Annotated in this window: 20 protein-coding genes and 1 tRNA gene; 7 read left to right on the forward strand and 14 right to left on the reverse strand. The window is 66.5% G+C overall.

Annotated features, from left to right (window positions below; all coding sequences use genetic code 11):
• A complete protein-coding gene (locus ETR14_RS00875) occupies positions 1-501 on the forward strand; it encodes a GGDEF domain-containing protein (RefSeq protein WP_243455964.1) in 501 nt (166 codons plus the stop codon).
• Positions 502-504: 3 nt separating this feature from the next.
• On the opposite strand, the gene ETR14_RS00880 is transcribed toward ETR14_RS00875, so the two are convergent.
• The 8 genes from ETR14_RS00880 to cyoA all read right to left on the reverse strand — a co-directional run bounded on the left by ETR14_RS00880 (position 505) and on the right by cyoA (position 7,573).
• Positions 505-783 carry a hypothetical protein gene (locus ETR14_RS00880; protein ID WP_129382933.1) on the reverse strand — a complete coding sequence of 93 codons (279 nt, stop codon included), beginning with the start codon at positions 781-783 and terminating at the stop codon, positions 505-507.
• An 82-nt stretch (positions 784-865) separates the two neighbouring features.
• Positions 866-1,399, reverse strand: coding sequence for a response regulator transcription factor (locus ETR14_RS00885; RefSeq protein ID WP_129382934.1), 534 nt, complete (start codon positions 1,397-1,399; stop codon positions 866-868).
• A complete protein-coding gene (locus tag ETR14_RS00890) occupies positions 1,369-2,694 on the reverse strand; it encodes an ATP-binding protein (RefSeq protein WP_243455704.1) in 1,326 nt (441 codons plus the stop codon). The genes ETR14_RS00885 and ETR14_RS00890 overlap by 31 nt, the downstream gene beginning before the upstream one ends.
• A complete protein-coding gene (locus ETR14_RS00895) occupies positions 2,691-3,425 on the reverse strand; it encodes an SURF1 family protein (protein WP_165356252.1) in 735 nt (244 codons plus the stop codon). The genes ETR14_RS00890 and ETR14_RS00895 overlap by 4 nt, the downstream gene beginning before the upstream one ends.
• Positions 3,422-3,793, reverse strand: coding sequence for a cytochrome o ubiquinol oxidase subunit IV (cyoD, locus tag ETR14_RS00900; protein ID WP_129382935.1), 372 nt, complete (start codon positions 3,791-3,793; stop codon positions 3,422-3,424). Before cyoD ends, ETR14_RS00895 begins: the two co-directional genes overlap by 4 nt.
• Positions 3,793-4,419: a cytochrome o ubiquinol oxidase subunit III gene (gene cyoC / locus ETR14_RS00905; RefSeq protein WP_129382936.1), complete on the reverse strand. Its 627-nt coding sequence runs from the start codon at positions 4,417-4,419 to the stop codon at positions 3,793-3,795. The genes cyoD and cyoC overlap by 1 nt, the downstream gene beginning before the upstream one ends.
• Positions 4,420-4,421: 2 nt before the next feature.
• On the reverse strand, positions 4,422-6,494 hold the full coding sequence (gene cyoB / locus ETR14_RS00910) for a cytochrome o ubiquinol oxidase subunit I (protein ID WP_129382937.1): 2,073 nt from the start codon (positions 6,492-6,494) through the stop codon (positions 4,422-4,424).
• Positions 6,495-6,502: 8 nt separating this feature from the next.
• A complete protein-coding gene (cyoA, locus tag ETR14_RS00915) occupies positions 6,503-7,573 on the reverse strand; it encodes a ubiquinol oxidase subunit II (RefSeq protein ID WP_129382938.1) in 1,071 nt (356 codons plus the stop codon).
• A 112-nt stretch (positions 7,574-7,685) separates the two neighbouring features.
• Here cyoA and ETR14_RS00920 point away from each other — a divergent pair, with 112 nt between their 5' ends.
• The 3 genes from ETR14_RS00920 (at position 7,686) to ETR14_RS00930 (ending at position 10,581) form a co-directional block, all read left to right on the forward strand.
• On the forward strand, positions 7,686-9,017 hold the full coding sequence (locus tag ETR14_RS00920; protein ID WP_129382939.1) for an MFS transporter: 1,332 nt from the start codon (positions 7,686-7,688) through the stop codon (positions 9,015-9,017).
• A gap of 278 nt (positions 9,018-9,295) precedes the next feature.
• Positions 9,296-10,330 carry a helix-turn-helix domain-containing protein gene (locus tag ETR14_RS00925; protein ID WP_165356253.1) on the forward strand — a complete coding sequence of 345 codons (1,035 nt, stop codon included), beginning with the start codon at positions 9,296-9,298 and terminating at the stop codon, positions 10,328-10,330.
• A gap of 44 nt (positions 10,331-10,374) precedes the next feature.
• Complete coding sequence (locus tag ETR14_RS00930) at positions 10,375-10,581, forward strand: hypothetical protein (protein ID WP_129382941.1); 207 nt, start codon at positions 10,375-10,377, stop codon at positions 10,579-10,581.
• Positions 10,582-10,706: 125 nt separating this feature from the next.
• On the opposite strand, the gene ETR14_RS00935 is transcribed toward ETR14_RS00930, so the two are convergent.
• Positions 10,707-10,781 (reverse strand) — tRNA-Val (locus ETR14_RS00935).
• A gap of 84 nt (positions 10,782-10,865) precedes the next feature.
• Positions 10,866-11,243, reverse strand: a complete 378-nt coding sequence (cpdR, locus tag ETR14_RS00940) for a cell cycle two-component system response regulator CpdR (protein ID WP_129382942.1) — start codon at positions 11,241-11,243, stop codon at positions 10,866-10,868.
• Positions 11,244-11,398: 155 nt separating this feature from the next.
• Between cpdR and ETR14_RS00945 the strand changes: the two genes are divergently transcribed.
• Positions 11,399-12,262 carry an N-formylglutamate amidohydrolase gene (locus tag ETR14_RS00945; RefSeq protein WP_129382943.1) on the forward strand — a complete coding sequence of 288 codons (864 nt, stop codon included), beginning with the start codon at positions 11,399-11,401 and terminating at the stop codon, positions 12,260-12,262.
• A 211-nt stretch (positions 12,263-12,473) separates the two neighbouring features.
• Here ETR14_RS00945 and ETR14_RS00950 read toward each other — a convergent pair whose 3' ends face one another.
• Both ETR14_RS00950 and ETR14_RS00955 read right to left on the reverse strand, forming a co-directional pair.
• The gene (locus ETR14_RS00950) at positions 12,474-13,043 is read right to left on the reverse strand and encodes a cytochrome b (protein WP_243455705.1); all 570 of its coding nucleotides are present in this window, start codon (positions 13,041-13,043) and stop codon (positions 12,474-12,476) included.
• Positions 13,043-13,834 carry a SapC family protein gene (locus ETR14_RS00955; protein WP_129382944.1) on the reverse strand — a complete coding sequence of 264 codons (792 nt, stop codon included), beginning with the start codon at positions 13,832-13,834 and terminating at the stop codon, positions 13,043-13,045. Before ETR14_RS00955 ends, ETR14_RS00950 begins: the two co-directional genes overlap by 1 nt.
• 217 nt (positions 13,835-14,051) lie before the next feature.
• Between ETR14_RS00955 and ETR14_RS00960 the strand changes: the two genes are divergently transcribed.
• Positions 14,052-14,501, forward strand: a complete 450-nt coding sequence (locus tag ETR14_RS00960; RefSeq protein WP_129382945.1) for a hypothetical protein — start codon at positions 14,052-14,054, stop codon at positions 14,499-14,501.
• An 87-nt stretch (positions 14,502-14,588) separates the two neighbouring features.
• The gene (locus ETR14_RS00965) at positions 14,589-16,127 is read left to right on the forward strand and encodes a DEAD/DEAH box helicase (RefSeq protein WP_129382946.1); all 1,539 of its coding nucleotides are present in this window, start codon (positions 14,589-14,591) and stop codon (positions 16,125-16,127) included.
• A gap of 4 nt (positions 16,128-16,131) precedes the next feature.
• On the opposite strand, the gene ETR14_RS00970 is transcribed toward ETR14_RS00965, so the two are convergent.
• Positions 16,132-19,320 carry a DEAD/DEAH box helicase gene (locus ETR14_RS00970; RefSeq protein WP_129382947.1) on the reverse strand — a complete coding sequence of 1,063 codons (3,189 nt, stop codon included), beginning with the start codon at positions 19,318-19,320 and terminating at the stop codon, positions 16,132-16,134.
• A 68-nt stretch (positions 19,321-19,388) separates the two neighbouring features.
• Positions 19,389-21,056, reverse strand: coding sequence for a hypothetical protein (locus ETR14_RS00975; protein ID WP_129382948.1), 1,668 nt, complete (start codon positions 21,054-21,056; stop codon positions 19,389-19,391).
• Positions 21,057-21,075: the final 19 nt, after the last annotated feature.

Genomic DNA, 21,075 nt, shown 5'->3' on the forward strand with positions numbered 1-21,075 from the left:
GTGCGACTGACCCAGGCGGCAAGCACCGATCCGCTCACCGGGCTCGCCAATCGCCGCGGCTTCGAAGGGCGCCTGCACGCGATGCTGGAGCATGACCGAAGCCGGGCCGGCTGCCTGGCCGTGTTCGACATCGACCATTTCAAGTCCGTCAACGATCGCTTCGGGCACGATGCCGGCGACGCAGTGATCGTCGCCTTCGCCGAATTGGCGCAGAGCATAACTCGTCCCGGAGATCTCGTCGCGCGCCTCGGCGGCGAGGAATTCGGAATATTGCTGGCGGACATGACGGGGGCGGAAGCACGGGCGTTGTGCGACCACCTCCGCCAGACCCTGTCCGAGACGAAGGTGCCGACATCGTCCGGCGAGGTCAGGATCACCGTCAGCGCCGGGCTGGTCGATCTGCGGGACGCCGTCGACGCGAGCACCGCCTTTCGCGCCGCCGATGCCGCCCTCTATCGCGCCAAGGCGGACGGGCGCGACAGGCTGCGCCTCGCCGCCTGAGGATCAGCTGTCGGCTGTTCCGCCGCAGATCGCTTCATCCTTGATCACGCCGGCGCGCATCTCTTCGATGACGCGAAGCGCATTCATCGCGGAAAGGCTCGGATCCGTCATGTCCATCTTCATGGCGACACCGGTGACGATCGCCTCCGCATCTTCGAAGGCGCCGCACACCAGGGGCGCCAGCTCCGGCGCGTGTCGCGCCATTCGGCGCATCATCGCGATGAGCACGGCCTGAAGCGCCACCAGTTCGGCGCGGACTATGGCGGCATCGGTTTCGTCCATCGAGCGCTCCAACGCACCGGAGCGCCGGATCGCTGCGCCGATCTCCGCCGACCCGCCCGGATCGGATCAAATTGGCGCCCAATCAGCTTACCTGCCGCTTCAGCAGCTTCCGCGCCAACGTGCGCCGGTGCATGCCGAGCCGGCGCGCCGTTTCCGAAATGTTGAAGCCGGTGTCGGCGAGCGTTTCGTTGATCCGTTCCCATTCGAGCGTCTTGATCGAGGTCGGGCGGTTCGCGATCGCCACCTCCGGATCGCCTTCGGCCTTGTGTAAGGCCGCTTCGATGTCGTCGGTGTTGGAGGGCTTGGCAAGATAATGGCAGGCGCCGAGCTTGATCGCCTCCACGGCCGTTGCGATGCTGGCGAAGCCGGTCAGCACCACGATCAGCATGTCGGGATCGGATGTGCTCAGTTTGCGGACGCAGCCGAGGCCTGACTCGGTGCCGAGTTTCAGATCGACCACGGCATAATGGGGCGAGAAGCCGGTCAGCAATTCGTCGAGTGCCGCGGGATCGCCGGCAACCCGCACGACATAGCCACGCCGCTCGAACGATCGGGCGAGCGTGCGGGCGAAGGTCGCGTCATCCTCTACGATGACGAGCGCGCGTTCCGTTTCCATTTCCTCGCAACCTCGTTGGCGCCGATCGTGGCAAGCGGGAAGGTCATCGTCACCGCGGCGCCGCGTTCACGATTCTCGACCATGAGCTGACCGCCGAGCTTGCGCACGACGTTCGACGTCAGGAACAGACCGACGCCATGCCCCGCCCCCTTGCTCGACTGCACGGGCTGGCCGAGACTGGCAAGCAGTTCGGGCGGGAAGCCGTCGCCACGGTCCGATACCGTTACCTTGAGCGCATCCCCCTGGCGATCCGCAACCAGCACAACCTGCCCAGGCGAGGCGTCACGGGCATTTTCGAGCACGTTCCAGATCGCCTGGCGGAGCGCGGGGTCGGCGATGATGGCTTCGTCCTCGTCGAGCTTGATGTCCACGAACAGCGGTTCGTTGTGGTAGAGCGCGCGCCAATCCTCGGCGATGCCGGTGAGAAAAGCGGCGGCCCCGACCGGCTCCGGCGCGATGCCGCGCGGCTCGCCGGCCTGCTGGAGCACGCCGGTGACGATCGCCTTGCAGCGATCGACCTCGCCGACCATGTCGGCAATCTCTTCGGCAAGGCCCGGATGCTTCATGATCCTGGGATCGCGCCGCCAATCGGACAGGATCACCGACAGCGACGCCAGCGGCGTGCCGAGCTCGTGCGCCGCGCCCGACGCGAGCAGGCCCATCCGCACGATACCGTCTTCCTCCGCTGCGCGGCGCCGCAGCTCGGCGATGCTGGCATCCCGGTGCCGCAGAATCCCTCCGATCCGGCCAATGAACATCACCAGCAAGACCGCGACCAGGGCGAAGCACAGCCAATCGGCGAACAGGAACAGCGAGCGGCGCGCGCTGGCGAGGTCGGGCGGGAGCAGCAGCGGCTGATGAACGCGCGTGAGCAGAGCGAAGCCCGCCGCGGTGAGCGCGACGAGAGCGGAAGCGGACCAGATATCGAGCAGCACCGCGCCGAGCACGACCTGCAGGAGATAGAGACTGACGAAGGGATTGTCGGCGCCGCCGCTCAAATAGAATTGCACCGTCAGCGCACAGACGTCGAAACCGAGCGAGAGGAACAGGCCCCAATTGGTCACCCTCTGACGGCGGATCAGAAACAGGCTGAGCAGGTTGACGGCACCCAGCGCCGCCACCACTATCAGCATCGGCTCGAGCGGCAACGGGACGCCGAGGCGGTAGCGGACGATCAGGATGGTGAGAAGCTGCCCCGCCGCCGCGAGCCACCGCAGCTGCACCAGCTGACGCATGTTCTCGGCCGCGGCCGTGTCGCTGGGCCGGCCGAAGGGCAGGATGCTGTTCGCCCTCATCCGCCGTTTCGCCAATGCCGGATCAGCAGGACGATGCCGACCAGAGTCAGCACCGCCAGCCCATACCAGGTGAGCGCATAGGAAAGATGCGTGTTGCGGAACCGGATCTGGGTCATCCCGCCCCGCGGCCACCCGCCCGGGTTGGAGGCGCCACCGGCATCGAGAAAATAGGGCGCAGCGCCCGTGAGCCCGCGTGCGCGCGCGATCGCGGCAACGTCGCGCGAATACCAGCGATTGTTCGGGGCATCGTTGCTGCGCAGGAACGCGCCGCCGGGTTCGCTCAGGCGCAACAGGCCGCTGACGGTCACTGCGCCCGCTGACTGACCCTGACGGCGAGTCGCGGCATCGCGACGATCCTGCGGGACGAACCCGCGATTGACGAGGAGAGTGAAGCCGCGATCGGTTTCAAGCGGAGTCAGCACCCAGAAGCCTGGTCCGAGCTCCGTCACCGCCTGCACCAGAGTCTCGCGGTCGTGCCGGAAGCGGCCGCGCGCGTGGATTTTCAGATATTCGGCCGTGCGGGCATCGAGATGCGGCCAGGTCAGAGGCCCCGGGGCCGGTACCGGCCGCGCATGAACCCGGGCGTCCACCCGGGCGATGAGATCGAGCTTCCAGGCGCGGCGCTCGATCTGCCAGCTGCCGAGTGCGACGAACCCGGCGAGCAGCGCCAGCCCGAGGGCGAGCAGAAGGGCGAACGTCAGCCGAGACCGCCGTCCGCCCGTTTCCGTCACGGCATTGCGCTCATCTGTTCGGGCGTCGGCATCATGTTGACGTTCAAATGATGCATCACCCACAATGATCCGCCCAGCGTGATCAGCACGACGACGATGGTGAACACCAGCGCCATCATCGTCCAGCCACCCTCGGAGCGCGTATTCATGTGCAGGAAGTAGATCATGTGGACCACGATCTGCACCAGGGCGGCGCCGAGCACCAGCAGAGCCGTCGTCTGCCGATCGAGGCTTCCGGTCATCACCAGCGCGAACGGGATCGCGGTCAGCACGACCGACAGGGCGAAGCCGATCAGATAGGATCCGCGGGTGCCGTGCGCTTCGCCGCTGCCGTGGGTGCCGTGGGCGTGCGTATCGTGAGCGCTCATCACAGAACTCCGAGCAGGTAAACGAAGGTGAAGACGCCGATCCAGACAACGTCGAGGAAGTGCCAGAACATGCTGAGGCACATCAGACGGCGACGATTGGCCTCGATCAGGCCGCGCTTGCCGACCTGGATCATCAGCACGACCAGCCAGATCAGGCCGAAGGTGACGTGGAGGCCGTGCGTACCGACGAGCGTGAAGAAGCTCGACAGGAAGGCGCTGGTCTGCGGCGTCGCCCCTTCGTGGATCATGTGCGAGAATTCGAACAGTTCGATGCCGATGAAGGCCGCGCCGAACAAGCCGGTGATCGCCAGCCAGATCTGGGTCTCGCGAATGCGATCCTTTTCCATCGCCAGCATCGCGAAGCCGTAGGTGATCGAGGACAGCAGCAGCATCGCCGTGTTGAGCGCAACCAGCGGCAGATCGAACAACTCACGGGGCGTCGGCCCGCCCGCATAGGCCGTGCTGAGCACGCCGAAGGTCGCGAACAGAACCGCGAAGATCAGGCAGTCGCTCATCAGGTACATCCAGAAGCCGAAGGCGGTGCTCCCTTCCGGATGGTGATCCTCCTCGATCATGTAGAAGGAGGCGGGGGTAGCCGGCGCGTGCGCCGGAGCATTGGCAGTCATGGTCAAGCCTCCGCCGGCGCCGGACCCGAGCCGAAGCTGGGGCGATCCTGGTCGCGCGGACTGTCGGGATTGCGAAGGGCGGCGGTCTCCAGCAGGCGCGTGCGCGCCTCCTCTGTCCGGGTCACCTCGTCCGCCGGGATGTAGTAATCGCGATCATAATTGAACGTGTGCCAGATCGCGACGCCGACGATCGCGGCGAAGCTCAGCACCGCAAGCCACCACATGTACCACACCATGGCCACGGCGAAGACGACGCTGAGGCCGGCGAGGATGACGCCCGTGCCCGTATCCTTGGGCATGTGGATGGCGCGGTAGCCGCCGACCGGGCGCTCATGGCCGCGACGCTTCATGTCGTACCAGGCGTCGAGATCATGCGTCACCGGCGTGAAAGCGAAGTTGTACTGCGGCGGCGGCGACGAGGTTGACCATTCCAGCGTGCGACCGTCCCACGGATCGCCGGTGAAGTCGCGCAATTCCTCGCGCTTCCAAATCGACCAGGCGAACTGGACGAGCATGCACAGGATACCGCAGAAGATCAGCAGCGCGCCGATCGCCGCGATCACGAACCAGATCTGGAGCGAGGGATCGTCGAAGTGGCGCAGGCGGCGGGTGATGCCCATCAGCCCAAGCACGTAGAGCGGCGTGAAGGCGACCCAGAAGCCGACCACCCAGAACCAGAAGCTGGCGCGCCCCCAGCCCTCGTGGAGACGGAAGCCGAACGCCTTCGGCCACCAGTAATTGATCCCAGCGAACAGGCCGAACAGCACGCCCCCGATGATCACGTTGTGGAAGTGGGCGATCAGGAACAGCGAGTTGTGGAGCACGAAATCGGCCGGCGGCACGGCGAGCAGCACGCCTGTCATGCCGCCGATGACGAAGGTGAGCATGAACGCGACGGTCCACATCATCGGCAGCTCGAACCGTATCCGGCCGCGGTACATGGTGAAAAGCCAGTTGAAGATCTTGGCGCCGGTCGGGATCGAGATCACCATCGTGGTGATGCCGAAGAAACTGTTCACCGAGGCGCCCGAACCCATCGTGAAGAAGTGATGGAGCCAGACCAGGTAGGACAGGATGGTGATGACCACCGTCGCGTAGACCATCGACGTATAGCCGAACAGGCGCTTGCCGCAGAAGGTCGAGACGACTTCGGAGAAGATGCCGAAGGCGGGCAGAATGAGGATGTACACCTCCGGGTGACCCCAGATCCAAATGAGGTTGATGTACATCATCGGGTTGCCCCCGTTGACGTTGGTGAAGAAGTTGAAGCCCATGTAGCGATCGAGCGACAGCAAGACGAGCGTCGCCGTCAGCACCGGGAAGCTGGCGACGATCAGGATGTTGCTGCACAGTGACGTCCAGCAGAAGACCGGCATCTTCATCATCGTCATGCCGGGCGCGCGCATCTTCACGATCGTCGCGATCAGGTTGATGCCCGACAAAGTCGTTCCGACGCCGGCCACCTGCAGTGCCCATATATAGTAATCGACGCCGGTATCGGGGCTGAAATCGAGCCCGGAGAGCGGCGGATAAGCGAGCCAGCCGGTGCGGGCGAACTCGCCGACGAACAGCGACATCATGATCACGATGGCGCCGCCGGTGGTCATCCAGAAGCTGAAATTGTTGAGGAACGGAAAGGCGACGTCGCGGGCGCCGATCTGCAGCGGGATCAGATAGTTCATGATCCCGGTGATCAGCGGCATCGCAACGAAGAAGATCATGATCACCCCGTGCGCGGTGAAGACCTGATCATAATGGTGCGCGTTCAGATAGCCCTGATTCTCGCCGAACGCGATCGCCTGCTGGCCGCGCATCATCAGTGCATCGGCGAAGCCGCGCAGCAACATCACGATGCCGAGGACCATGTACATGATGCCGACCTTCTTGTGGTCGACGCTGGTGAACCATTCCTTCCAGAGATAGGTCCAAAGCTTGAAGTAGGTGATCGCCGCGAACAGCGCGACGCCGCCGAGCACCACGCCGGCAAAGGTCGCGACGATGATCGGCTCGTGCAACGGGAAGGATTCGAGCGTCAGGCGACCGAAGATGGTCTTGAGGAAATCGGAGCTGGACATACTGGCTCTCAGGCGTGCGCCGCGGCGGCCGGGCCGACGGGCTTGAGGAAGGTGAGATCGCGATTGGCCGGGTGCCCGGGCTGACGGACTCCGGGCGCGTGGTCCTGGCGCGGCGGCGCCGTCATGTGTGGGCCGCTGCCCTTTTCATGCGGTTCCTTTTCGAGCGCACCCTCGGCCTTGTGCCCGCCATGGCCGTGGCCGCCGCAGGGCCGGCCTGGCTCGACGCACTGGCCGACAATGCGATCGAAGAGGCCGGGCTGGACGATCGAGAAGCGCCGCACCGGCTCGCGCTCGGACGGTTTGGCGAGTTCGAGATAGGTCGGCGCGTCGGCCTTGCCGCCGCCTTGCCTGACCCCCTGCACCCACGTGGCGAAGCCGGCTTCGTCGACTCCGGTCATCCGGAACTTCATGTCGGAGAAGCCGGCGCCGCTGTAGTTTGACGAGATGCCCTCGAACTGGCCGGGCTTGTTGAGCACGGCGTGGAGCTTCGTCTCCATTCCCGGCATTGCGTAGATCATTCCGGCGAGCGCCGGCGCGTAGAAGCTGTTCATCACGCTGGACGCGGTGAGCCGGAAGCGGAGCGGCCGGTCGACCGGAACGACGAGTTCGTTAACAGTCGCGATCCCCTGTTCGGGATAGATGAACAGCCACTTCCAATCGAGCGCAACGACCTGCACTTCGAGCGGCTTGGCATCGGCCGGAACCGGCCGCCCTTCCGCGATTCGCCCGATCGGCCGATAGGGATCGAGCAGGTGGGTGCTCGTCCATGTCAGTGCGCCGAGCGCGATGATGATCAGCAAGGGGGCGCCCCAGATCGCGAGCTCCAGCATCGTCGAGTGATCGAAATCCGGATCGTAGGTCGCCGGAGTCTTGCGCGTCGCGCGGTAGCGGATCGCGAAGATAACGGTGAGCGCCATCACCGGAACGATGATGAGCAGCATCAGGGCGGTCGAGATGAGGACGAGATCGCGCTGCTGGGCGGCGACGTCTCCTGCGGGGTTCATGACGACCCAGTCGCAGCCGCCGAGCAACGGCAGCGCGAGAACGGGAAGGATTCGGTGTGTGATCGATCGAAGCATGGCGCGCGTCATCTAGGGCGCGTTGCCGCGCTGCAGCATTGGACAGTTTGTCCTATCCCCCCGGCCCCCGATTGGGCGTTATGCGCGCCGTCATGATCAGGATATCCCGCCCATGACCGCCACCGCCACGCTCCCATCCGAAGCGATCCAGCAGGACGCAGCCGCCGTCAACGCACCGTCGCATGCGCCGGCACCCGCGGAAATCGCGGTCGGCGTGATCATCGGCCGGACATCCGAATTCTTCGACTTCTTCGTCTATGCGATCGCGTCGGTGCTGGTCTTCCCGTCGCTGGTCTTCCCCTATGTCGATGCGCTGACCGGAACGATCTATTCGTTCGCGATCTTCGCGCTCGCCTTCACCGCACGCCCGCTCGGCACCCTGATCTTCATGTGGATCGATCGTGAGCAGGGCCGCGTCGTCAAGCTGACCACCGCTTTGTTCCTGCTCGGCGGATCGACGATGGCCCTGGCCTTCCTGCCCGGCCATGCGGAGATCGGCGCGGCCTCGGCGGTGTTGCTCGCCTTGTTCCGGATCGGTCAGGGCCTTGCACTTGCCGGCGCATGGGACGGGCTGCCGTCGCTGCTGTCGCTTCACGCCCCCAAGGGGCGGCGCGGCTGGTACGCCATGGTGCCGCAGCTCGGCGCCCCGCTCGGCCTGCTCGTCGCCAGCGGTCTTTTCGCCTTTTTCATCAGCACGCTGTCCGCGGCCGATTTCCTTGCCTGGGGATGGCGCTACCCCTTCTTCGTCGCGTTCGCGATCAACGTCGTCGCGCTCTTCGCACGGCTCCGGATCGTCGCCACGCCGGAATTCCAGAAATTGTTCGAGAGCCGGGATCTGCAGCCGACCCGCATCCGCGACACGCTGCGTGCGCACGGCAAGACGGTCGCGCTCGGCGCCTTCGCGCCGCTGGCAAGCTATGCTCTGTTCCATCTCGTCACCGTGTTCCCGCTGAGCTGGATCGTGCTGTTCACCCGTGAGGCGCCAGTGCGCTTCCTGGTGATCGAGATGATCGCGGCAGTGGTCGGCGTGTTCGCGATCCTGGCCTCCGGCGTGATCGCGGACCGGCTCGGCCGGCGCGCATTGCTGGCCGTCTCGGCCGCGCTGATCGCCGCTTATAGCGGCTTCGCGCCGCAACTGCTCGACAGCGGCGAAGTCGGACAGACGGCCTATACCGTCCTCGGCTTCATCCTGCTCGGCCTCGCCTTCGGCCAGTCCTCCGGAGTGATGGCGTCGAGCTTCTCGGCGCAATATCGCTACACCGGCTCCGCGCTGACGTCGGATCTCGGCTGGCTGATCGGCGCCGGTTTCGCGCCGCTTGTCGCCTTGCTGCTCGCCAGCCAGTTCGGGTTGATCGCGGCAGGCGCCTATTTGCTCTCCGGCGCCCTGTGCACCTTGCTGGCGCTGGCCATGAACGCGGAATTCGCCCGCCGCCACGTCGACTGAGCATTGCGCGGCACGATCCACGCCGGCGCGGACCGGAGGACGCCGTCACCCCTGCAGCGGCGTCCTCCGGCAATGTCGCGTGGCCAACCGATCCTAGAATCGGCGCTCCCCCCCGGATCGGCCACGACGCACCGGACATCGTCCGCCGGTGCCTGCGCACAGGCGCATCGCGTTCGTCAACCGCATGCAAGCACAACCGAACAGACTGCTGGAAATTTGAGATAATCTGCGCGAAGCAGTGCCCAGGACAAGGGGCGCAGCAGCAAACGATGGAGCAGGTGGCAGCGGGAGCGGTCCCGCATTTCGAGGTTTCGAGCGGCTCGGCCGGAAGCGATGCCGCCTTCGCCGCGTTCGCGCAGTCGGTCGAGGACGTCTTCGCCATCGCTCGGACCGGTACCGACGATTATCGGCTGGAGCTGCGTGCCTGGCACCTCGGCACGCTGATGCTCGGAAGCTTCGACTCGTCGTCGCTCAGCTTCGAGCGCGCCCCTGCCCTCGTCGCCAGGAGCGGGCTCGATCACCTGCTGGTGCAGCTCTACGAGGCGGGCGGGTTCCAAGGCACCGCCGGCGAATACCCGATCGAAGTGGCGCCCGGCGACATCGTCGTGTTCGACCTGGCATCGACCCTGCACACCCAGGCAAGCGACTTTCGCAACCTCTCGTTCCTGATCCCGCGCGCCTTCTTCGAGAGCCACCTCGACGATCCCGGGGCGCTGCATGGTATCGTACTCCGGCCGGACATGCCGCTCGCCGGGATTCTCGCAAGCTATTTCCGGGCCCTCGTCGAGCGGGTACCTGCCCTGCAGGCGGACGAGGCGATCGCGGCCGCCAAGGCGACTGCGGCGCTGGCGACCACCGTCCTCTGCACCTACGCGCAGGCCGATCGCCGCACCTCGCAGCCGATCCTCTCACCCTTCCGGGCCATCGCCCAGACGCTGGAGGCCGGGCTGCACGATCCCGAGCTCGACGCCGAGCAGGTGGCTGCGCGGCTCGGCATGTCGCGCGCCACCTTGTACCGGGTGTTCGAGCCGGTCGGCGGGGTCGCCGGCTACATCCGCCGGCGGCGGCTGAGCCGCGCCGCCCTCGCGCTGGCCGCACCGGAAAACGCCCGGCGCAAGATCGCAGAAATCTCCTACGAGAACGGCTTTGCCAGCGAAGCGACCTTCGCCCGCATCTTCCGCGCCACGTTCGGTCTCAGCCCGCGCGCTGCACGGGAGAGGAGTGCAGCCTTGTGGACGCTGCCGCAAGCGGCCGGCGGCGCGCCGGCCGATCCGCCCGAATTCGCGCGCTGGATGCGGACGCTGCGGGCCTGAGCCACAGGAACGGCGCCGTCGCGGCGACGGCGGCAAGTACCAGCATGGCGAGCAGCATCGAACCGATCGCAGCGTCGGTAAGCGCGCGGGCCGGTCCGTTCGACAAAATGAGGGCCGACGTAATCGCGGCCGAACCGACGGCGATCAGCAGCGGCGCATTGGCGGAGAAGCGGCGGGCAATGGCGGTCTTCATGGCGTGTCTCCCTGTTCGAGAAGACTATCCGTCGATCCGGCTCTTCGGGGTAGACTGATAAGATCGACGCTTTCGTTCGAGGATCTTGAACAGCGCGACCTTCGCGCTCCGCTGGCAGCAACGCACGCGGCGCAGCGAGGACGAACCCCGCTGCGCCAGGCGCTTACCAGACCGGTAGGAAAATGGTGGGCGTGGCAAGGATTGAACTTGCGACCCCTGCGATGTCAACACAGTGCTCTACCACTGAGCTACACGCCCACTCGGGACCCCGTCGAAAGCTTCCGTCGGGAACCGCTGCGCAGCCCCTTAGCGGGCCGTTTTGCGCAGCGCAACAGCCTTTCCTCACAATCTTCCGTGCTGATCCTCGGTCTGGAAAAGGCGATCCACCTCGGCGACGAGATCGCGCAGATGGAAGGGCTTGGAGAGCACCTTGGCGGACGGCGCGGCGCGCCCCGCCTTGAGTGCGACCGCGGCGAACCCGGTGATGAACATGACCCGCATCTCGGGAGCGATGGCAGACGCTTTCTGCGCCAGTTCGATCCCGTCCATCTCCGGCATCACGATGTCGGTCAGCAGCAGGTCGAACGCACCGGGACCGACCAGCGGGAGCGCCGCCGTGCCGCGATCGACGGCGACCACTTCATATCCCGATCGCTCCAGCGCCCGGGCGAGATAGGTGCGCATCGAATCATCGTCTTCGGCCAACAGGATTCTGATCATTTGAGCTCCGCTCGACGCCGGCACGATGCCGTCGGTCGTCACACTATATGCCGGAACGGGTTACGATTTTCCAGCAGCGCGGCGCGTTTTGCGGCCGTTCAGACGCGTGATTGCAATTGCGTGCCAAAAGCGCACTACTTATCGTCGAGAAGCAAATGGCCGAGTCTCCCATCGCCACACCCTTTCGGCGCCTCGGCCCCGGCAGCCCGGCTTCTCCGGTGCTGCTGTCCGTGCCGCATGCCGGACGCGCTTATTCCGAGTCGCTGCTGCAATTCGCCCGCATCCCGCGTGCGCGCCTCGAGACGCTGGAAGACCGGCTCGTCGACCGCCTGGTCTGGCGGGCGGTCGAGAATGGTAACGCAGCACTCGTCGCCGACGTGCCGCGGGCCGAGATCGACCTCAACCGCGACGAACGCGAGCTCGATCCCGGCATGATCGTACCGCGCCCGGATCCGGCGACGATTCTCGATTCGCCGCGGATGCGCGGCGGGCTGGGGCTGGTGCCCGCGCGCATGGCCGGCGCCGGCGCCATCTGGCGCGACCGCATCCCCGCCCCGGAAATCTCTCGCCGGATCGAGACCATCCATCGCCCGTATCACCAGGCGCTGGCGGACGAGCTTGCCGCGCTTCATCACCGCTTCGGCATCGCGATCCTGCTCGATTGTCACTCGATGCCGCCTCGGATCGGCCGGGATCAGGCGGAGATCGTCCTTGGCGACCGGCACGGCACCAGCATCGCGCTCGAACTGGTCGCGGCCGCCGAGGGCGCGGTGCGCGAGGCCGGGTTTTCCGTTGCCCGCAACGCGCCATATGCCGGAGGGCACATCACCGCGCTGCACGGGCGCCCCCGCGAGGGCATCCACGCCCTGCAGCTGGAGGTCGACCGCAGCCTGTATCTCGGTCCCGACCTGCGCAGCCCCGGCCCCGGCTTCGACCGCATCGCCAAGTTGATCGCCGCGATCGTCATCGCGCTCGAGGGCCAGGCATTCGCTCCGGCGCACGGCCTCGCCGCCGAGTGAAGCAGAGGCGATTGCAGCCTCCCACCTTCGAACAAAAAAAAAGCCACCTCGCAAAAGCGAGGTGGCCAAGGTTCAGGGAGGAACGCCCCGAAGGGGCGTAACACGCCGCCGCAAAGGGGGGATACGACGGGCGTGCAGGTCTAATGTAGAATGGGGGCAATTGGTTTCAAGACCCTGCAACTTTTGTCGTCGGGTCGGGGGAAGACGGGCGTCAGCGCCGGTAGAGGAAAGGCACCATCCGGCCGATCAGGTGCCGGTGACCATCCAGATGATGCTTGAGAGCACCCGCCACGTGCAGCGTCAGCAACACGATCATGCTCCAGGCAAGAAGCTCGTGGGCTTCTTCGAACATGTCGCGAATGTCGTCCCTTCGTGCAATCGGCAGCGGCGCGATGTCGAACAGGCCGAAGAAACTGGTAACTCGTCCCCCACTCGAGGACAGCAGCCATCCGCTGAGCGGTATCGCGATCAGGGCGACGTAGAAGAGCCAGTGAATCACCGCGGCAAGGCCCGCTTCCCACCTTTTCATCACCGCATCGTAGGCGGGCGGCCGGTGGGACAGGCGCCAGATCAGGCGCAGTACGGTGAGGCCGAGGACGGTCATTCCGAGCGACTTGTGGAACCACATCATCCAAGATGTGGCGCCGCGCCCGAAGCTTTCGTGAAAGAAGCCTAGGAAGAGGTTGGCAAGGATCAGGGCGGCGATGGTCCAGTGCAGGAGGATCGCAACGCGCGTGTAGCGCGCCGTCTCCTGCCCGGCCATCGCCGCCGAGCTCGCCATCAGAAGGCGGCGGCGCCGTTCGTTTCGACGGGGATCGCCGGGCCCTTGCCCTGCTGCACCTGGCGGCCGAATATTTCGCGCATCAAGGTCATCGAGAACAGATGCGCCATCACCAGCGGCAGGATACCGTTCTGGTTCATCTTGCGCAGTTCGTCACCGCGAAGCTCGCGCAGCTTCTCCTCGTTGACCATCTGGAAGCCGCGATAGATGAACGGCTGCTCGACGCCCGCAGGCTGGATCGAGACTTCGCCCTCCATCAGCAGATCCATTTCCTTCAGCTCGGACACGAAGGCCGAAGTCCGCTGCGCCGACATTTCGAATTCTTCGCAGAATTTGAGGATGGCGTTGGTGGCTTCGCTGGGCTTGCCGTCGTCGAACAGCGCATGCCCCTCGTCGAACGGGCCGACCAGATCGCTGGTCGGATCGAAGCAGAGCGAAAGCTCGTCGGCATCCGGGCGCAGGCGCGCCAGCATGAACGGATAGCGGCGGATATAGGCGGGAACGTAGATTTCGCCGCGGAGCGCACCATCGTCCTCGACGAACACGTTGACGCCTTCGTTGAGGCCCATCAGCGCCAGCGGCACCGGCGTCTCGCCGGAGGAGAAAGCGATCGGGAAGAAGCGCTGGCATGCCACGAACTCGTCGATCGTGATCGGCACCGCATGGGTGTTGACCAGGAACGGGGCCTTCTGCGCCGGACGGCTGCGGAAATTGCCATGCTGGTTGCTGGAAAGCGGCTCCAGGCCACCATAGAAAATCGGCAATGAATTGGCCGGCGGCTGAGTCGCCATTCGATCTCTCCCAAGGATGTGAAAGCAGCCGCCCCCGCGACCACCCATTCGCCGCATCGTCTATGGCCGCGCCGCGCGTTAGGCAAGCCGAAGCCGCTGAGGCAGCGGATTATTTGACAAGGTGCGGGCCGTGCCGGAGGGTGGGCGCGACGCCATCTTCCCCTGGCGCGCGGAATTAATCGTCCGTTCAAGGCCGATGGGTGATTGTACCGAACGAATGACGCTTTCCCCCGCAAAATGGTCCGCAGCCGCGCTGCTGCTGCTCGCGGCGGGCGCCTCCGCGCCTGCCCAGCAGCCGAGTCACTATGCCCAGGTGGTGATCCGCGAGCAGATCGTCGTGAAGATGCGCACCCGCGCCCAACCGCCCCAGCAGATCCGCTGGAAAGAGAGCAAGGGCCCCAAATGCATACCGGCACGGGCCATCGGCGGCGCTGCCGTCATCTCGGAGGACAGCATCGATCTCATCCTGCGCGACAATCGCAGGATCCGGGTCAAGCTGGACGGCGACTGCCCCGCGCTTGGCTATTATCCCGGCTTCTACGTCACTCCCAACCCCGACGGCATGATCTGCGCCGGGCGCGATTCGATCCGCTCCCGGATCGGCGGACGCTGCGGGATCGACCGCTTCCGTACCCTCCAGCCGGTGATCGCGAGGAAGAAGGACTGAGCTCAGCGCCTTGACAATTGGCCGGTGCTTCGCTCAAGCGGCACGCTGACGCTCCTCCTCGTGAGGGCCAAATTTTCCGGAACAACGATGACATTTGCCGATCTCGGCCTTTCCGACGAACTCCTCCGCGCCGTCACCGAGGCGGGCTATGATGAGCCGACCCCGATTCAGCGCCAGGCAATCCCCTCGGTACTGATGAACCGGGACCTGATCGGCATCGCCCAGACGGGCACCGGCAAGACCGCGAGCTTCGTGCTGCCGATGATCGACATCCTCGCCCACGGCCGCAGCCGCGCGCGGATGCCGCGCTCGCTGATTCTGGAGCCGACCCGCGAGCTTGCCGCCCAGGTTGCCGAGAATTTCGAGAAATACGGCAAGCACCACAAGCTTTCGATGGCGCTGCTGATCGGCGGCGTTTCGATGGGCGACCAGGTGAAAGCGCTCGAGAAGGGCGTGGACGTGCTGATCGCGACCCCCGGCCGCCTGATGGACCTGTTCGGCCGTGGCAACATCCTGCTGACCGGCTGCAGCCTACTCGTCATCGACGAGGCGGACCGCATGCTCGACATGGGCTTCATCCCGGACATCGAGCAGATCTGCTCGAAGCTGCCGTCGACGCGGCAGACTTTGCTGTTCTCGGCGACGATGCCCGGGCCGATCAAGAAGCTCGCCGACAAGTTCCTGTCCAATCCGAAGACGATCGAAGTCGCCAGGCCCGCCACGGCCAATGCTTCTATCGACCAGCGCGTGCTCAAGGTCGATTCGCGCAAGAAGCGCCAGGTTCTGACCGATCGCATCGCCGCGAACGATGTCCGCACTGCCATCGTCTTCTGCAACCGCAAGACGACCGTGCGCGAGCTGGCGCAAAGTCTGAAACGCGCGGGCCTCCGCGCCGGTGAGATCCATGGCGACATGGAGCAGGCCGAGCGGATCCGCGAGCTCGACCGCTTCAAGGAAGGCGAGATCAACATCCTCGTCGCCTCGGACGTTGCCGCGCGCGGTATCGACGTCAAGGATGTCAGCCACGTCTTCAACTATGATGTGCCCTGGCAGCCCGACGACTACATCCACCGCATCGGACGCACCGGCCGCGCCGGCCGCACCGGAGTCGCGATCACCCTCGCCACCTCCGCCGACGGCGAGGCCATTCAGGCGATCGAGAAGATGATCGGCGGCAAGCTTGCCGAGATGGAAGCCCTGCCCGGCCACCAGCCGGCGAGCCCTCCGGAAGCCGCCGACGGCGAGAGCGAGAACGAAGAACGGCCACGTCGCGGCCGCGGTCGCGGACGCGCCAAAGCCGAAGAGGCGGACGCGGCGGAGGCCGAAAAGCCGCGGCGCCGCGGTCGCGGCGCCCGTGCCGAGGCGACGGAGTCGGCGGAAACGCCGCGCGCGCGCTCAGCCCCGGCTGCCGAGCCCGAGGAAGCCGAGGCGCGCCCGCCTCAGTCCGAAGAACCGGTCCAGCCGCGCGCCCGCCGGCCCGAACGCGAAGCAGAGCGGCCACGCCGCGACGAGCGCTCGGACCGCAGGCCGCGCCGGGAGGACAATCGGCGCGACGCCGACGAAGGCCCGGACGAAGGCTGGAACGGGCCGATCCCCGACTTCCTCGCGCACGGCTTCGGCTACTAGAGCTCTAGCCGTCTTCTGCTGGGGCCAAAGCGTTCAGCAGCGCCGCCACCGCCGTGAGACGCGACTCGTCGGCTTCGGTCGGTGTGCGGAGCAGAAGACGGCCTTCCTTTTTCTCGAGGCCGGCGGCCTTGGCGTCGCCGGCGAAGCCGCGCCGCGGAGTGAGCGCGATCGCGGCCGGCCCGGCGTCGACACGCTCTATGCTTGCGTCCCGGGCGAGGCGCCGAAGTTCGACGATCGACAGCAAGCGCGCGGCGTCTTCGGGTAAGGTTCCAAAGCGATCTTCGAGTTCCTCCGCGAGCGCGCGGACTTCGTCGGCCGAGCCAAGCCGTGCGATCCGCATGTAGAGGTTGATGCGGACGTCCTCTTCCGGGATCCACGCCTCGGGCAGCCGCCCCGACAGGCCGACGCTGAGCTCCGGCAAATAGGCATCGACCGCCTCGCCCCGGGCGCTGCGCACCGCCTGTTCCAGCAAATGCTGGTAGAGACCGGTGCCGATCAGCTTCATATGTCCGGCCTGCTCCTCGCCGAGCAATTCGCCGGCGCCGCGCAGATCGAGATCCCGTGCGCTGATCGCGAAGCCGGCACCGAGCTGGTCGAGCGCTTCCATCGTCCGCAGGCGCTTGAGAGTGGCGGGCTGGATTTCCGCCTCGGCATCGGTGATCAGCACGAAATGGCCGCGGGCGCGGCCACGGCCGACCCGGCCGCGCAATTGATGGAGTTGGGCGAGACCGAACATGTCGGCCCGCCACACCAGCATGGTGTTGGCACGGGGTATGTCGAGCCCGGCTTCGATGATGTTGGTGGCGAGCAGGACGTCGCCGTCGCCCGCGGCGAAGCGCACCATCTCCTCGTCGATCTCGGCGGCCGGCATCTTGCCGTGCGCACGGCGCACGGACAGGCTTGGGGCGAGCTCCGTCAGCCTGGTGGCCATCGCCTCCATATCTTCGATCCGCGGAACGACGACGAAGCTCTGGCCGCCGCGCCTCTTCTCCCGCATCAGCGCGCCGCGGAAGGCGTCGGCCGTGAAGGCGGCGACTTCGGTTCGCGTCGCCAGCCGCCGCGCCGGAGGCGTGGTGATCAGGGATAGATCCTGAAGGCCGACGAGCGCCGACTGCAGCGTTCTGGGGATCGGTGTGGCCGTCAGGGTCAGCACGTGCCCCTGATCGGCGAGCGCGCGAAGCTTGGCCTTGTCGGCGGCCCCGAAGCGCTGCTCCTCGTCGATGACGACCAGACCGAGATCCTTGAACGTGACGGTCTTGCCGGCAACCATCTTCGTTCCGACGACGATCCTGATCGAGCCATCGGCGAGGCCCTTCTTCACCGCTCTGGCCTCGGCGGCCGACGACAGGCGGGAGAGACCCGCGACCTCGATGCCGACGGCGGCGAAACGGCGGCGGAAACTCTCGACATGCTGACGGACGAGGACGGTGGTCGGCGCGACGATCGCGACCTGCTTGCCGGCCAGAGCGGCAATCGCAGCAGCCCGCAATGCCACTTCGGTCTTGCCGTAGCCGACGTCCCCGACCACCAGCCGATCCATCGGCTTGCCCGACGCGAGATCCGCCTTGACGGCCTCGATCGCGGCAAGCTGGTCGGCGGTCTCGCTGAACGGAAAACCGGCCGAGAAGCGCTCATAATCCGCGGTCGGAGGGTCGAGCGTCACGGCGGATTTGGACTGACGTTCGGCGGCGATCGCGATCAACTGCCTTGCGGTGGCGGCAATCGTCGCCTCGATGTCGCCGCGGCGCTTTTCCCAGCTCGTCCCGTCCAGACGATCCGGCGTGACCGCGTCGGCGTCGGCCCCGTAGCGCCACATCTTGGCGCCGTCCTCGACCGCGACCAGCCGGATCGACCCTCCGGCATATTCGAGGCGGAAGGCGTCGCTCGGCAGGTCGGAAGTAGTGATCGTCTCGATCCCCCGCAGGATGCCGAGGCCGTGATCCTCGTGAATGACGGCGTCGCCGACGTGGAATTCGGCACTTTCCTGAAGCAGGGGGTTGGCCGCGGCGCTGCCGCTCGCGGTCGCGGCACGGCTGCCGAGAAGATCGGACGCGGCGATCACCGTCAGCCCCGGCTCGGTCCACCCCCGGTCGAGGCTGCCGACCGCGGCGAGCAAGGATCCCGGCGGCGCCGCGCGCAGATCGCGCCACGAGGCAATCGGCGTCGGCGCCTCATCCATGTCGCGGGCGATCCGGCGGGACAGAAAGCGGATGTCGCGGTCCGAACCGACCAGCAACATCGTTGCTGCATCGGCACGGGCGCGTCGAACCGCGGACAGAAAGCCGCGCTCCGGCCGCTTCTGCTCGACAAAGCGGGTTCCGGGCTGCTCGCTGCCGGCCGTGAGATCGATCCGCTTCCGTCCGACCAGCGCCTTCTGCCAATCGCCGCGTTCGATCAACGACAATCGTGCCGCCGCTCCGCCCTCGCGGGCCAGATCGAGCATCAGGTCGCGACGTTCCCGCGCGTCGGGATCGACCGCGGCGGCTGCGCCGGAGAGGTGATCGAAGATAGTCACCGCGTCCTCGCCCGGCATCGGCTCTACGGCTGGACGGAGCACGAGTTGCTCCACCGGCGCATCCCGCCCGAGCTGGCTCACCGGATCGTAGCAATCGATCTCGTCGACTTCGGACTCGCTGAGATGGACCCGGATCGGCTCCTCGCAATTCGCAGGAAAGATGTCGACCGTACCGCCGCGCACCGCATATTCGCCCGGCTCGTCGACCCGGTCGTCGCTGAAATAGCCGAGGGCCTCAAGACGCTCGGCGAGCGCCTCTCCATCCAGCCGGTCGCCGACGCCGATCGTCAGAGCTTCGGTATCGAACGCTTCCGGCGGCGGCAGGCGATGTGCGGCCGCCGCCGCGTCGGTGACGAGCAGAGTGCGCGCATCGCCCCGCGTCCTGAGCGCTGCAAGCGCCGCCACCCGGCGACCGGCAACGCTTGGCGACGAGCCCTCCCCCGGCAGCCCGTCCGGGGCCGGCAGCCAGATCACCAACGCATCGAGGAGCGAAGCGCAAGCGCGGGCGACCGCCTCCGCACGCTGTTCGTGGGACAGAATGGCGATCACGTCGCCATTCTCGACCGCGTCGCAGAGCCGCGCCACCGTCGGCCCCAAGGCGGCATGCGTTGCGGCCACGCGCTCGTCTTCGGTGGCGACGACGTCTTCCGACGCCACCGTGGGCGTAGCCTGGAACATGCAGAAACTACCTCAAGAAACCCGTTGCCTGCCAACGCCGGCGAGGAGCGGGCGTTCCTTGAAGAAGATCAGTGCTCCAGCAACTTGCGCGTCTTGGCGGCGTAGCTTTCCATTTGTGCCGATCCGGGTTCGCCGGCGTAGCTCCACCAGCCGAGCTGAAAAGCGAGATAGCAGGGGATCAGACACTCGATCAGATCGCGCGGCCGGCCGGGCATGACCGCCTCGGCGAGAGACGCGACTTGATTCGCGCTGAGATCGAATTCCACTGCGGCCCCGGCAATGTCCCAGGCGATGTCCTGACAGCCGACCAGATCGTGGGCCTGGGCATGATCAATCGCATCGGTCTTGAGGATCGTGCCGCCGGCGTCGAGCCACTCCCAACGGTGCAGGCGGGAATCGGTATGAATGGGGCGGACTGCCTGTTGCAGGGCGGCGATCCGATCGCCGTTCCAGGGATCGAGCAGGCGCGCGCCCTGCCCGCCGATCCCTTGCGAGAGATTGTAGCGCGCCATGTCGACCAGCTGTGCGAGCGGGGCGCCGGCGGCGCCGGCCGGCAGCGCCTTGGCACGGAAGGCGAGATAGGGCGCAAGGAAGGCGAGCGGCGGCTTCGCGGGCTGCCGCCCATCGACCCAGCGTTCGAGCAGAAAACCGTGCCGCAAAGCCAGCGGCACCGGCACCAACCCGGCCCGGAAAAGGCTTTGAGCACGGCCGAGCTTCTCCGCCGCGATCGCGTCCAGGCCGACGAATTTGAGCCGAAAAGACCCGCCTTCCGCCTCCAGCAGATATTTGCGAGCCTCCCGTCCGGGATCGGCGGGCGCATCCGGCCAGGGCGATCTGGCGCGCCATCGGCCGCCGGAGAGGTCCTGGAGCGGTGCCGAGACGGGACCGGTCAGATCCTCGAACCAGCCGGCGAGCGGGACCGGGCCGTCGCGCACGACGTCGTCGAACGTCGCGACCAGCCGCGGACGCGCATTCCAGCGGCCGCGATGATCCTCTCGCGCTTGCGGGCCGAGATCGCCGCCGTGGCTCGGCATGAACAGGATCCGATCGGGCGCAACCCCCTGTTCTTCAAGCCAATCGGCGGTGCCGCCGAACGAACTGCCCGAAAGACCGGGGCCCTCGTCGACGATGACGAAGGACGAGTCGAGGCTTCCGGCAATGCGTTGGTTCAGCCTGTCGCCGGCCGCGATGCGGCGGTCGAAATGGCCGCCACCGGGCCGCACGGTGACCACCTGCCGCGCCTTTGCCGTGCCTGCGACAAGCGCAGCGAGGCCGCCGCCGATGCTCCTGAGACCGATCAGGAACGCGTCGGGGGGAAGAGACGCGGCGGCCGTGACATAGAGCTCCGGGTAAACGGCGTAGAAGGCGTAACCTTCGCAGCGGCGGATGTTCAGCAGCCGCTCGTCGGCCGCGCGAAGCGGCGCGAGGGCGCCTGTGTCGGGCGCCTCCTGATCGGCAAGCCGGCTGTTCCACGAGCGCGCGATCGACTCCGACGTGGCGATCAGCGCCGCCAGGATCGAATCCTGCGCGGCCGAAGGCTGATCGACGCCAAGAGCGGCGAACTCAGCGTCGGCGACGCCCTGCAGCAGATCCGACAACAACAGGAACAAGCCGACGCAGCGGCCGTGCCAGTCGAGACCGGGCGCGGCCGCGGCAAGCGCCGCCTGCGCCGCGTCCACGTCGGCCAGCAGAGCCAGGAGGGTGACCTCCCGCTCCTGATCCCCGTAAACCCACATGGCTCAGCCGATCGTATCT

The organism is Sphingosinicella sp. BN140058, assembly GCF_004135585.1.
Taxonomy (GTDB): Bacteria; Pseudomonadota; Alphaproteobacteria; order Sphingomonadales; family Sphingomonadaceae; genus Allosphingosinicella.